The organism is Pseudomonas sp. GW821-FHT01A09 (genome assembly GCF_058986725.1).
Map to the genome: position 1 here is coordinate 1 of NZ_JBYSWB010000013.1, position 12,944 is coordinate 12,944.

At 61.0% G+C, this 12,944-nt stretch carries 13 protein-coding genes; 4 read left to right on the forward strand and 9 right to left on the reverse strand.

All coding sequences use genetic code 11. The features are described 5' to 3' along the window. Window positions 1-79: 79 nt before the first annotated feature. From msrQ to AC3WJP_RS16000, 6 genes are all read right to left on the reverse strand, one after another. Window positions 80-712: a protein-methionine-sulfoxide reductase heme-binding subunit MsrQ gene (gene msrQ, locus AC3WJP_RS15975; protein WP_493722739.1), complete on the reverse strand. Its 633-nt coding sequence runs from the start codon at window positions 710-712 to the stop codon at window positions 80-82. Next, window positions 712-1,725 (reverse strand): protein-methionine-sulfoxide reductase catalytic subunit MsrP, encoded by a 1,014-nt coding sequence (gene msrP / locus AC3WJP_RS15980; RefSeq protein WP_493722740.1) that lies wholly within the window; start codon window positions 1,723-1,725, stop codon window positions 712-714. Before msrP ends, msrQ begins: the two co-directional genes overlap by 1 nt. Before the next feature lie 63 nt (window positions 1,726-1,788). Then, window positions 1,789-2,643 carry a CDP-diacylglycerol--serine O-phosphatidyltransferase gene (gene pssA / locus AC3WJP_RS15985; RefSeq protein WP_493722741.1) on the reverse strand — a complete coding sequence of 285 codons (855 nt, stop codon included), beginning with the start codon at window positions 2,641-2,643 and terminating at the stop codon, window positions 1,789-1,791. 147 nt (window positions 2,644-2,790) lie between these two features. Then, complete coding sequence (gene ilvC, locus AC3WJP_RS15990; protein ID WP_493722742.1) at window positions 2,791-3,807, reverse strand: ketol-acid reductoisomerase; 1,017 nt, start codon at window positions 3,805-3,807, stop codon at window positions 2,791-2,793. Window positions 3,808-3,852: 45 nt separating this feature from the next. Next, window positions 3,853-4,344, reverse strand: coding sequence for an acetolactate synthase small subunit (ilvN, locus tag AC3WJP_RS15995; protein ID WP_493722743.1), 492 nt, complete (start codon window positions 4,342-4,344; stop codon window positions 3,853-3,855). A 2-nt stretch (window positions 4,345-4,346) separates the two neighbouring features. Further along, window positions 4,347-6,071, reverse strand: a complete 1,725-nt coding sequence (locus AC3WJP_RS16000) for an acetolactate synthase 3 large subunit (protein WP_493722744.1) — start codon at window positions 6,069-6,071, stop codon at window positions 4,347-4,349. 395 nt (window positions 6,072-6,466) lie between these two features. Between AC3WJP_RS16000 and AC3WJP_RS16005 the strand changes: the two genes are divergently transcribed. Beyond that, complete coding sequence (locus AC3WJP_RS16005; protein ID WP_493722745.1) at window positions 6,467-6,895, forward strand: DUF4124 domain-containing protein; 429 nt, start codon at window positions 6,467-6,469, stop codon at window positions 6,893-6,895. 15 nt (window positions 6,896-6,910) lie between these two features. On the opposite strand, the gene AC3WJP_RS16010 is transcribed toward AC3WJP_RS16005, so the two are convergent. From AC3WJP_RS16010 to mrcB, 3 genes are read right to left on the reverse strand one after another with little or no spacing between them, the layout of a single operon-like run. Then, window positions 6,911-7,240 (reverse strand): YqcC family protein, encoded by a 330-nt coding sequence (locus AC3WJP_RS16010; protein WP_493722746.1) that lies wholly within the window; start codon window positions 7,238-7,240, stop codon window positions 6,911-6,913. Beyond that, window positions 7,240-8,025 carry a tetratricopeptide repeat protein gene (locus AC3WJP_RS16015; RefSeq protein WP_493722747.1) on the reverse strand — a complete coding sequence of 262 codons (786 nt, stop codon included), beginning with the start codon at window positions 8,023-8,025 and terminating at the stop codon, window positions 7,240-7,242. Before AC3WJP_RS16015 ends, AC3WJP_RS16010 begins: the two co-directional genes overlap by 1 nt. Before the next feature lie 16 nt (window positions 8,026-8,041). Continuing rightward, window positions 8,042-10,366, reverse strand: a complete 2,325-nt coding sequence (gene mrcB, locus AC3WJP_RS16020) for a penicillin-binding protein 1B (protein ID WP_493722748.1) — start codon at window positions 10,364-10,366, stop codon at window positions 8,042-8,044. 118 nt (window positions 10,367-10,484) lie between these two features. Here mrcB and AC3WJP_RS16025 point away from each other — a divergent pair, with 118 nt between their 5' ends. From AC3WJP_RS16025 to AC3WJP_RS16035, 3 genes are all read left to right on the forward strand, one after another. Beyond that, window positions 10,485-12,047: a bifunctional aminoglycoside phosphotransferase/ATP-binding protein gene (locus tag AC3WJP_RS16025; protein ID WP_493722749.1), complete on the forward strand. Its 1,563-nt coding sequence runs from the start codon at window positions 10,485-10,487 to the stop codon at window positions 12,045-12,047. A gap of 100 nt (window positions 12,048-12,147) precedes the next feature. After that, window positions 12,148-12,492, forward strand: a complete 345-nt coding sequence (locus tag AC3WJP_RS16030) for a pentapeptide repeat-containing protein (protein WP_493722750.1) — start codon at window positions 12,148-12,150, stop codon at window positions 12,490-12,492. A gap of 160 nt (window positions 12,493-12,652) precedes the next feature. Further along, the gene (locus tag AC3WJP_RS16035; RefSeq protein ID WP_493722751.1) at window positions 12,653-12,925 is read left to right on the forward strand and encodes a TfoX/Sxy family protein; all 273 of its coding nucleotides are present in this window, start codon (window positions 12,653-12,655) and stop codon (window positions 12,923-12,925) included. Window positions 12,926-12,944: the final 19 nt, after the last annotated feature.

Below are 12,944 nucleotides of genomic sequence, written 5' to 3' on the forward strand. Positions count from 1 at the left end.
TAACTCGTTGATTAACAAGGAGTTTCAAGTTCCGACTGCGCCGGAAGTGGGGCGAATTATAGAGAGATTCAAACCCGAGTCAACCCCTGTTCCGCACCTTTGTTGCAGAATTAATTCTATTGCCCATAAACCTGGGGATTCGCCGCATTACGGGCGGTATCCGTATCAGCAACAGCACCACCCCTATGGACGCGTAAATCGCCCATTCCTTAAGGTCCGAACGCACCACCCACAGAAAGTGCAGCAACCCCAAACCGAGAATCACATACACCAGACGGTGCAGCTTCTTCCACTTCCCGCCAAGTCGTCGCTGACTGAAGCGATTGGACGTCACCGACAAGGTCAACAATCCCAGCAATGCGATGGCGCCCACAATAATGTAAGGACGGTCGACGAGCTCCACGCCCAACTGCCCCCAATCCAGCCCAAGCACGAACACTAGATAAGTCGCCAAGTGAAGCAACGCATAGGTCAGGCTCCACAACCCCAACTGCCTGCGTACCAGGAACCATCCCGGCCACGCCGTCATCCGCTGCAGCGGCGTCAACGACAGCGTCACCAACAGCAGCACCAGCACGCCCAGACCAAATCGATTGAGCAGCACCTTGCCCGGATCCGGACCCAAGGCCAACAGCTGCGCCTGATACACCCAGTAAAAAGGCCACACCGCAATCACGATAAAGACGCTCACGCGCCACCACAGGTATCGCATCAATAATTCTTCCTCAGATCCATCCCGGCATACAACGACGCCACCTGCTCTTCATAGCCATTGAACATCTGCGTCTCGCGCACATTGGGGCTAAACAACCCACTGGGCAGCCGACGCTCCCGCGCCTGGGTCCAGCGAGGATGATCGACCTTGGGATTGACGTTGGCATAGAAGCCATATTCGCTGGGCGCCAGTCCTTGCCAAGTGGTGGCGGGCTGCTCGCTCACCAGACTGATGCGCACGATAGACTTCACGCTCTTGAACCCGTACTTCCACGGCACTACCAACCGCAGGGGCGCGCCGTTCTGATTGGCCAGTTCGCGCCCGTACATGCCGACTGCCAGAATCGCCAGCGGATTCATCGCTTCGTCCAGGCGCAGGCCTTCTACATAGGGCCAGTCGATCAGGGCGAAGCTAGACCGCTGCCCCGGCATGCTCTGCGGGTCTTTCAGGGTCTCGAAACGAATGTACTTGGCCTTGCTGGTAGGCTCGACCTGCTTGAGCAGATCGGCGATCGGAAAACCGATCCATGGGATGACCATCGACCAGGCCTCTACGCACCGCAGGCGATAGATGCGCTCCTGCAGCTGGTAAGGCTTGATGAAATCCTCCAGCGCATAGCGCCCGGGCTTGCCCACCTCGCCATCGATGACCACCGACCAAGGCTCGGTCTTCAAGGTGCCGGCGTTATCCGCCGGATCGCCCTTGTCGGTACCGAACTCATAGAAGTTGTTGTAGTGGGTGGCGTCCTTGAATGGGGTGATGGCCTCACCCTGCACGGTCATCGCCTGCCACTGCGTATGGGCGATCTGTTCGGTCAGCCAGGCGGGTGCCTTGCTGGCGTCTACATCAGCATAAACAGAGGGATCGGCGGCATTCGCCCAACGCGGCAGGCTGGCCATCGCCAGACCGGCGACGGAGCTGCCCAACAAGGCGCGGCGCGAAAGATAGAAGGATTCGGGAGTGACGTGCGACTCGTGGCAGTCGCTGGCCTTGGCGAGCTTGATAAGCATAGAAACTCCGTAGTCTTTTGGGATCACCAACAGACTACGGATTATGCGGACTATTGGACCACATCAGGCCTTTTTGTGACGGCTTTTGCGTAACAGGAATTGAATCGGGCCGGAGGCTGCGTACGCCAGGAAAATCAACAACAGCACTCGCGGCGGATCGCTGAACACCACGGCGAACACCAGCACCACCGCCAGGATCGCCACGAACGGCACGCGACCCTTGAGGTCCAGCTCCTTGAAGCTGTTGTACTTGATGTTGCTGACCATCAGCATGCCCGCGGCCGCTACCAGCAACGCCACCAGGAACGACATCTTCGAACCCTGGATGCCATAGTCACTGAATGCCCAGACCGTACCGGCCACCACACCCGCCGCCGCCGGGCTGGCCAGGCCAATGAAGAAGCGCTTGTCGGCCTTGCCTACCTGGGTGTTGAAGCGCGCCAGGCGCAACGCAGCGCCGGCTACATAGATGAAGGCGACCATCCAGCCGACCTTGCCCATGTCGGCCAGTGCCCAGCCGAACGCCAGGATCGCCGGTGCCAGGCCGAAGGCGACCATGTCGGCCAGCGAATCGTATTCGGCGCCGAAGGCACTTTGGGTATTGGTCATGCGTGCCACACGGCCGTCCAGGCCGTCGAGCAGCATGGCGACGAAGATGGCGATCGCGGCAAAGGAGAAATACTTGGCCGCCTCGGATCCGTCCCCCGCACTCAGGGCACTTTGCGCACTGATGGAGTTGATGATCGAGTAGAAGCCGGCAAACAGGTTCGCCGTGGTGAACAGATTGGGCAGCAGGTAGATGCCGCGGTGCCGGACTTTGCGTCCCTCGGCATCGTGACCTTCCTCGACATGCTCGTCGATCGGTAGAAGACTTTCGGCGTCGGAGGCCTTGTTCGGCTCTTCGGGACGTTCGCTCATGGACAAAATACCTTGCAACGGTGTGAAAAGTTTCGACAGACGTCTGCCACGAGGGTTCGCTTGCAGACGATGCCGCTTTATACCAGAAGCTGAGCACCATAACGAAAAAACGCGGCCGAGGCCGCGTTTTCATCGTGACAAAGTGAATCAGTTCTTGGCTTTGTCGACGATCTTGTTGGCACCGATCCAAGGCATCATCGAGCGCAGTTGCTCACCGATGATTTCGATACCATGGGCAGCGTTGTTACGACGCTTGGCCGTCATCGACGGGTAGTTGGCAGCACCTTCAGCGATGAACATCTTGGCGTACTCGCCGTCCTGGATGCGCTTCAGAGCATTGCGCATGGCCTGACGGGATTCGGCGTTGATGACTTCAGGGCCGGTCACGTACTCGCCGTATTCGGCGTTGTTGGAGATCGAGTAGTTCATGTTGGCAATACCGCCTTCGTACATGAGGTCGACGATCAGCTTCAGCTCGTGCAAGCACTCGAAGTAGGCCATTTCTGGCGCGTAGCCAGCTTCTACCAGCACTTCGAAACCGGCCTTGACCAGCTCGACAGTACCGCCGCACAGCACGGCCTGTTCGCCGAACAGGTCGGTTTCGGTCTCGTCCTTGAAGGTGGTCTCGATGATGCCGGTACGGCCGCCGCCCACGCCCGAAGCGTAGGACAGTGCAACGTTCTTGGCGTTGCCCGAAGCATCCTGGTAGATAGCGATCAGGTCAGGGATACCGCCGCCTTTGACGAACTCGGTACGTACGGTGTGACCTGGCGCTTTTGGCGCGATCATGATCACGTCCAGGTCGGCGCGCGGCACGACCTGGTTGTAGTGGATAGCGAAACCGTGGGAGAAGGCCAGGGTGGCGCCCTTCTTGATGTTCGGCTCGATTTCGTTCTTGTACAGCTGAGACTGGAACTCGTCCGGCGTCAGGATCATGACCAGGTCGGCAGCAGCGACGGCAGTAGCCACGTCGGTGACTTTCAGGCCGTGGGCTTCTGCCTTGGCAACGGTAGCCGAACCTTTACGCAGACCGACGGTAACGTCGACACCGGAGTCTTTCAGGTTGCACGCCTGCGCATGGCCTTGCGAACCGTAACCGATGATGGCGACTTTCTTGCCCTGGATGATGGAAAGGTCGCAGTCTTTGTCGTAGAAAACTTTCATGGTGGTCCCCTGTTATCTGGCCCGCAGGCCATTCACTGAATTGGTTTAGATGCTGAGTACTTTGTCGCCACGGGCAATGCCGGTGACGCCACTGCGAACGGTCTCGAGGATCGCTGCTGTGCCGATAGCCTGGATGAAGCTGTCCAGCTTGTCGCTGGTACCTGTCAGCTGAACGGTGTAAACGCTAGCGCTGACGTCAACGATCTGCCCCCGATAGATGTCGGTGGTGCGCTTGATCTCGGCGCGTTGGGCGCCAGTAGCCTTCACCTTGACCAGCATCAGCTCGCGCTCGATATGGGCGCTTTCCGACAGGTCGACCAGTTTGACCACCTCGATCAACTTGTTGAGGTTTTTCGTGATCTGTTCGATCACTTCATCATGCCCCACGGTAGTCAACGTCAGGCGCGACAAGGTCGAGTCTTCGGTCGGTGCTACCGTCAGGCTTTCGATGTTGTAGTTGCGTTGGGAAAACAGCCCGATCACACGCGACAGCGCGCCCGGTTCGTTCTCCAGCAAAAGCGAAATGATATGACGCATGATTAAGTCCGCTCCGTCTTGCTGAGCCACATGTCGCGCATGGAGCCGTCCTTGATCTGCATCGGATAGACGTGCTCGGCGACGTCTACCTGAATGTCGAGGAACACCAGGCGATCCTTCATGGCGAAGGCTTCTTCCATCATCGGCTTGAGGTCTTTCAGGTCGGTGATGCGCATGCCGACATGCCCGTAGGCCTCGACCAGCTTGACGAAGTCAGGCAGCGATTCCATGTAGGAGTGGGAGTGACGCGCGCCGTAGCTCATGTCCTGCCACTGACGGACCATGCCCAGCACGCCGTTGTTGAGCAGGATGATCTTGACCGGCAGGTCGTACTGCAGGCAGGTCGACAGCTCCTGGATGTTCATCTGGATGCTGCCTTCGCCGGTCACGCAGGCGACGTCGGCATCCGGGAAGCTCAGCTTGACGCCCATGGCCGCAGGGAAACCGAAGCCCATGGTGCCCAGGCCGCCGGAGTTGATCCAGCGGTTAGGCTTGTTGAACTTGTAGTACTGCGCGGCGAACATCTGGTGCTGGCCCACGTCGGAGCTGACATAGGCATCGCCCTTGGTCACTTCGCACAGGGTCTCGATCACTTGCTGAGGCTTGATCTTGCTGCCGTCACCCTTGTTGTACGGGAACAGAGTGCCGTCCGGACGCCATTCCTCGACCTGCTTCCACCAGGCGGCGACTGCGTCCTTGTTCGGCTTCTCGCCGATTTCCTTCAAGGTCGCGACCATTTCGCTGAGGACGCTGTCCACCGGCCCGACGATCGGCACGTCGGCCTTGATGGTCTTGGAGATGGACGCCGGGTCGATATCGATATGGATGATCTTGGCGTTCGGGCAGAACTTGGCGGCGCCGTTGATGACGCGGTCATCGAAGCGCGCACCCACGGCCAGGATCACGTCAGCGTGGTGCATGGCCAGGTTGGCGGTGTAGCTGCCGTGCATGCCGAGCATGCCGACGAACTGGCGATCCATGCCCGGATAGGCGCCCAGACCCATCAAGGTGTTGGTCACCGGTGCGTTGAGCCACTGCGCCAGCTCGGTCAGCGATTCGGAACCGTTGCCCAGAATCACGCCACCACCGGCATAGATCACCGGACGTTTGGCAGCGACGAGCATTTCTGCCGCCTTGCGGATCTGGCCGGAGTGGCCACGGACCGCAGGGGTGTAGGAGCGCAGCTTGGCTTTTTTCGGAAAGACGTATTCGAACTTCTCGGCCGGGTTGGTCATGTCTTTCGGAATATCGACGACCACCGGGCCCGGACGGCCGGACTGCGCCAGATAGAAGGCTTTTTTCAGTACTTCGGGAATTTCCGAGGCGTGCTTGATCATGAAGCTGTGTTTCACGATCGGCCGGGATATACCGATCATGTCGGTTTCCTGGAAGGCATCGGTGCCGACGAGGGTGCTGGCCACCTGGCCGGACAGGATCACCATCGGGATGGAGTCCATGTAGGCCGTGGCAATACCGGTAATCGCGTTAGTCGCGCCAGGGCCGGAAGTCACCAGCACGACGCCAGCCTTGCCGGTCGCACGGGCGTAGCCGTCGGCCATGTGCGTGGCCGCTTGTTCGTGACGAACCAGGATGTGGGACACTTCCGGCTCTTTGAACAAGGCATCGTATACGTGCAGGAGAGCACCACCGGGGTACCCGTAGATGTGTTTGACCCCTTCGTCACGCAAAAAGCGGACGATCATCTCACCGCCAGATAAAAGCTCCACGTTGTCACCTCTAAACGCCAGAATACCGCTCAGGCAGAGCGGGTCTTTATAGGTTTACTGCCTAGCAGAGCATGAGCGACGGTGGTCGCCGACTACGTCAGCACTGACTGAGCAAGTATTGGGTGCCCCAGATGTTGCGGGGCTTTCCCACCCAGCGCGAGGTAACGCGTTGCGGGTGTTACAGGTCGGCGCGGGTGTGCGCCTCATGATCTGCCGGGCGGGTCTGCTTCTGGCAGTCCCGTCACAGCGGACTTGGGATTGTTCGGATTCATCCAGCCCAAGTCAAGTGATCTGTGAGATTTCTTGCTGGCAATCGCCTCAACGGCCACAAGAATTCAGTAAAAAAGCCCGAAGCTGTGGTAATTTTCATCAATATCGTTTTCCGAGGAGTCACCATGCGCGCGATGATCATCAAAGTCAGCCTGTTGTTGTTGCTGAGCACGTCGGCGCTGGCGGGGCAGATCTACAAATGGGTCGATGCCCAAGGCGTAACGCACTTCGATGCACAGCCGCCGGCAGGACAAAACTCCACGCCGATCGAGACCAAAACGCCCCCAGCGCCCACCGCCGTGCCCAAAGACGGCGCGCCCGCAGGCACCGACGACAAACAAAAGGCCGCTGACGCCAAGGTCCGGCAGGAAGTGAGCGAAGCCCAACAACGTACCGATGAATTCTGCGACCAGGCCCGGACCAACCTGGCGCAGCTCACCAACAACCCGCGCGTGCGCCAGGAGGTAGATGGCGAACTGCGCCGCCTCACGGAGGAAGAGCGTCAGGCCAAGATCACCGAGATCAAGGCCAGCATCGCCGATTCCTGCCAGTAACGCCCTCTCCCCTGCTCAGCGCACCTGGGTAATCAGCTCGTCAAATTCCGCCAACAATACATTCAGGCCACGGCTTTGCTGCGCGCGGCTGGCATAGACCATTTCCGACATCGCCAGGATTCCTGAAGCATTGGGCAAAGGCAGGTCTTGCTCGATGATGTGTTTCATGCGCGGCAGGAAAATCCACTGCAGCCACTGCTCGAACTCCAGCGTATCGACACAGAACGGCTCCTGACTCGCCAGCGCCTGCGCGCTGGGAGGCTCCTCGCCCCACCAGCCCTGCAAACGCAACTCACGTTCGATGAGCAGCAGATGATCGGCCAACGCCGGCAAGCGCGAATCCATCATGCCCCTCCGCTGGCTTTCTGACGGGCCAGCGCGGCACCGGCGCTGTCACCCTGACGATCCTTGGCCTGGGCGATCACGCTCCACAGACCGCTTTGCAGATCCGGGCGGCCGTTGGCGTAGGTCAGCGCACGGCGAGCGAACTCTTCGGCCTGAGCCGGCTCGCCCTGAGCCAGGCGCACCTGGGCCAGGCGATACAGCACTTGCGGCTCGCGTGGGGCGATGCGCTGGGCACGCTCCAGGCTCGACGAGGCGCCGTTGAGGTCGCCACTGCCTTGCTGCTGCTGGGCGGTGGTCAGCAACGACAGCACCGGGCCATCGAGCTGCTCGTCAGCCGACAACCCGCCGCTGCTCTTAGGAATGCCGCTAGGCGCCGTGGGCATCGAATAGCTGGTGGACGGCGCACTAGCGTAGTTGCTGCCTGATGCAGCCGGCGTCGGGCTCGGCGCCACGTAGGCACCGGGGGTGATAGGCGCACTCGAAGGCCCGGGGGTAATCGGCGCGTTATAGGCACCCGGCGTGATCGGTGCACTGCTGGGCGCGGCGAAGCTGCCGGAGCCGTTGGCGCCCGGCACCATCACCACCACGCCGGAATCCTGTGGCGCAGCCTGGGTCTGCGGCTGCGCGACCGGGGCGCGATAGGTGGTCTGGCGATTGGCCGAGACCCGCTCGTTGTTGGACACGGCAGACCCGGAATCCACCACCGGGATCGAACCGTGCTGCACGCTGGCGCAGCCATTGAGCAGGGCCAGCGCCGTTACAGCAGGAAACCACCACTTGTTCACGTTAGCTCCTCGTCACTTAATTCAGCCAGCCCTTGACCCAATCCATCACCGAGCCGGCGGGATTGTCAGGGCTGGCGCCACAGGCGGTGCCTGGGGCGGGTTCACTGCCGCGAATATACGGCATCTGTACGGCCCCAGGGCAGCCTTCGGCCGAGCCTTGCCCGGTCTGGGCGTTGATCCAGGTTTGCACAACGTTGTCGGGCACTGGTGTGTCCAGCGGCAGCGGATCGGCCTTGCTCATGAAACTGGTCCATACCTGCAACGGCCCGGTGGCACCGGTAAATGGCGTCTTGCCGTTGTCGTCGCGCCCCATCCACACCACCGCCAGCAAGTCCTGGCTGAAGCCGGCGAACCAGGCGTCACGGGAATCGTTACTGGTACCGGTCTTGCCCGCCAGGGTGAGGTTCTTGGGCAGTACGTTGTACACCGAGCGCCCGGTACCTTCGCGCATGACTCGCTGCATCGCCGCCTGGATCAGGTAGATGGAGCCGGCATCGAAACGCTGCTCGATCTTGAACGGGTAACGCTTGAGCGGTTGCCCCTCGGCGGTGAGCACGCTGCGGATGCCGCGCATCGGCGTATTGAAACCGCCGTTGGCGATGGTCTGGTACATGGTCGCCACCTGCATCGGCGACATGCCACCGGCGCCCAGCAGCATCGACGGATAGGCCGGCCAGTCGACATCGACGCCCAGCCTGCCGATGGTCTTGAACACGTTTGGTACGCCCAGATCGAGGCCCAGACGCGCGCTCGACAGGTTGAGCGAGTGCGCCAGGCCCTGATACAGGAAGATCGTGCCGTTCGCGGTTTTCTCGTAGTTCTGCGGCTTCCAGATTTGCCCATCGGCGCCTTTGACCTGGAAGGGTTCATCCTTGATCCAGGTGGTCAGGGTGTACTGGCTCGGCTTCTCGAGCGCGGTCAGGTAGATCGACGGCTTGACCAGCGAGCCGATCGGCCGCACCGCATCCAGCGCGCGGTTGAAACCGGCGAAACCGGGCACGCGACTGCCTACCAGCGCTTGCACTTCGCCGCTTTCCGGGTTGGTGACGACCATGCTGGTTTCCAGCGCATCGGAGCCTTTGCGGCCGCTGAAGCGCTTGAAGGTATCGGTAACCGAGGCTTCGGCCTTCATCTGCAGGATCGGGTCGAAACTGGTGAAGATGCGCAGGCCTTCTTCGGTCAAGTCTTCGTCGCGGTAGTCTTCACGCAGTTGGCGCTTGACCAGGTCGAGGAAGGCCGGGAACGAGCTGTCCGCCAGGCTGCCGCGGGTGGTTACCCCCAGCGGCATGGCCTTGGCGGCGGCAACGGCTTCGGGGGTGGCGACGCCTTGCTGTTGCAGCAGGTCGAGTACCAGGTTGCGGCGTTCCAGGGCGCGATCGGGATAACGCCGCGGGTTGTAATAGGACGGCCCCTTGACCATGCCTACCAGCAACGCCACCTGATGCAGCTTGAGCTCCGACAGCGGCTGGCTGAAGAAGAACTGACTCGCCAGGCCGAAACCGTGCACCGCGCGCTGACCGTCCTGGCCGATGAACACCTCGTTGAGATAGGCCTCGAGGATCTCGCGCTTACTGTAATGGACCTCCAGCAGCACCGACATCATCGCTTCTTCGAGCTTGCGGGTGAGGCTGCGCTCGTTGGTCAGGAAGAAGTTCTTGACCAACTGTTGCGTCAGCGTACTGCCGCCCTGGCGCATCGAGCCGGACGAGGTGTTGATCCACATCGCCCGCACTATGCCCTTCGGCGAGATACCGAAGTGGTGATAGAAGTCGCGGTCCTCGACCGTGGTCAGGGTATCGAGCAGGTAGGGGGGCGCCTGATCGAGCTTGATGAGGATGCGGTCTTCGAGGTTTTTCGGGTACAGGCCGCCGATCAGCAGGGGCTCGAGGCGCACCACCGGCAGCTTGTCGCCGCCATTGCCGCTCAGCTCGGCGACATAGTCGCCACTGAAGCGCACGCGCACCGGGCGCGCCTGCTCCAGGCCTTCATAAAACTGAAAGCCGCGAGTGTTCAGCGCCACGGTAGTACCGTTGACCGCCGCTTCGCCGGGCCCGGTGACCGCCGACTGGCGGCGATAACCCAAGGCATCGAGTTCGGTGAGGAAGTCTTTTTCGGTGAGCTTCTGCCCCACGAACAGCTCCAGCGGCCGGGCGTAGACCTTGGCCGGGATGGTCCAGCGCTTGCCGGAAAACTTCTCCTGGACGATCGCGTCGAGGTAGACGGCAAAGCCTGCCAGCACCACGAGGCCGACGAGCCCGAGCTTGAGAGCCCAGCCAAGCCAGGGACGCAGTCCACCAGAGGTTTTTTTGGAGCGGGAACGAGGGGATCGGGTACGAGTCATGGCGGCGGATTATACGCACTTTGCAGGCGCATCAACAGGCGCCCGCCAGCGGTTTGCAGCATTGCTGCAAGCCGCCATAATGCACCCCAAGAATCACTTGCCTCGAGAAGGATCGTCCGTGACCCAAGCGCTCATCACCGCACTGCAAAATCCTGCCCTTTACCCTCATCCGGTCAAGGATATCCAGCTGATCGAGACCCATATTTCCTGGGTCCTGCTGACCGGCGACTACGCCTACAAGATCAAGAAGCCGATGAACTTCGGCTTCCTGGATTTCACCGACCTGGCCAAGCGCGAGCACTTTTGCGCTGAAGAACTGCGCCTCAACCAGCGCCTGACCGAAGGTCTGTACCTGGAAGTGCTGCCCATTACCGGCAGCGCCGAAGCGCCCCAGCTCAATGGCGAAGGCCCGGTCATCGAATACGCTCTGAAGATGCGCCAGTTCCCTCAGGACGGCCTGCTCAGCACCCTGCAGGCCAACGGCGAACTGCACCAGGAGCACATCGATGCCCTGGCCACGCAGATCGCACACTTTCACCTGAATGCCCCGCACGTGCCACAGGACCACCACCAAGGCACGCCGGAAGCGGTGATGGAGCCGGTGCAGCAGAACTTCGACCAGATCCGTCCGTTCCTGACCGACAAGGCCGACCTGCAGCAACTCGATGCCCTGCAGGATTGGGCGCGCACCAGTTTCGATCGGCTCAAGCCACTGCTGGCCGAGCGCAAGGCCCAAGGGTTCATCCGCGAGTGTCACGGCGACATCCACTTGGGCAACGCCACCGTCATTGACGCCAAGGTGGTGATTTTCGACTGCATCGAATTCAACGAGCCGTTTCGCTTTACCGATGTCTGGGGCGACACCGGCTTCCTCGCCATGGACCTCGAGGACCGTGGCCTCAAGAGCCTGGCGCGGCGTTTCGTCAGCCAGTATCTGGAGCTGGCCGGCGACTACCAAGGCCTGCACGTACTGAATTTCTACAAAGCCTATCGCGCCATGGTGCGCGCCAAGGTAGCGCTGTTCAGCATGCCCCAGGGCGCCGAGGGCCTGGCCCGCGCCAACGGCTTGCGCCAATACCGTCGCTATGCCGACCTGGCAGAAAGCTACAGCACCATCCCTTCGCGCTTCCTGGCCATCACCAGCGGCGTCTCGGCCGTCGGCAAGAGCCATGTCGCCATGCGCACCGTCGAAGCCCTGGGCGCCGTGCGCCTGCGCTCGGACGTCGAACGCAAGCGTCTGTTCGGCGAGCAGCAACCAGATGCCGACAAGGTCCTGCAAAGCGGCATCTACAACGCCGATGCCAGCGTCGCCACATACGCGCGCCTGCATCAACTGGCCGACAGCATCCTCGCCGCCGGCTTCCCGGTGACCATCGATGCGACCTACCTCAAGCACGAACAGCGTCAAGCCGCGGCCAATATTGCCGAAACTCGCGGTGTGCCTTACTTGATCCTGGACTGCAACGCACCGGAGGCGGTCATCGCCAGCTGGCTGCAACAACGCCAGAGCGAGAACAACGATCCGTCCGACGCCACTCTCGAAGTGATTCAGGCGCAACTGGCCAACCGCGAACCCCTGACGGCCGAGGAAACTCTGCTGAGCAAACGGGTCGAAACCAATGAGAGCGACAGCCTCGACAAGTTGGTGCGGCAGATCCGTGACCGCTTGCCTGGACTCTGACCAACGGTAGGCGCCGTGATGCGGAATGTTTCACGGCGCTCGATGATGGCAGTATACTGGCGCCATAATACCAACACCGCCGTAGTGAAGGAGCGCAGTCATGTCCAAGCCCAAGCAGCTAGAATCATCCCTGTATGCCCTGGTGCACCACGAAAACATCCAGGGTTTCAACCAGGAAAAACTCAAGCACGATCACATCGACTTCACTGGCGGTGACTTCCGCGGCCTCGATCTGCGCGAGCTGGACGCCGAAGGCATCAATTTCACCGACGCCTACTTCCGCGCTGCCGACCTGCGCGGGCTCGACCTGCGCAACTCCGGCCTCGAAGGCGCGAGCCTGTCTCACGCGCAGATTTCCGGAGCCTACTTCCCGGCGGAGCTGAGCGCGGACGAGATCCTCATGTCAGTCAACTTCGGTACGCGCCTGCGTTACCGCACCCGCTGAAAAACGCCCGCTTGCGTTGGCGGTCAGTTGCACGATGGGCCCCACGGCCCGTCGCCGAGTTGCCGGAACCTGCGAATGTCGCAACTGGCGCTACACTCCCCTTCAGAATTGACCGAGTCAGCGAACCCTGACAAGGGTTCAAGCACTGCAAGGAGGCTGGATGAACGACGAGCTCCAACATTTACGCAATCTTGGCAAGACCTCGGCGCAATGGCTGCACGCCGTTGGCATTCACAGTGCGTCGGATCTGCGCCGCCGGGGTGCGGTAGACGCCTATCGCGCGGTCAAGGTACGCGGTTTCCGCGCCTCCAAGGTGCTGCTCTACGCCATCGAGGGTGCGCTCATGGACCTGCACTGGAACGATATCCCCAGCGAGCGCAAAGAGGCCTTGAATAAACAGCTGGAAGCTATATCGTCACGCCAGAAGAACTGAGACTCGCGCGCATCCGTCG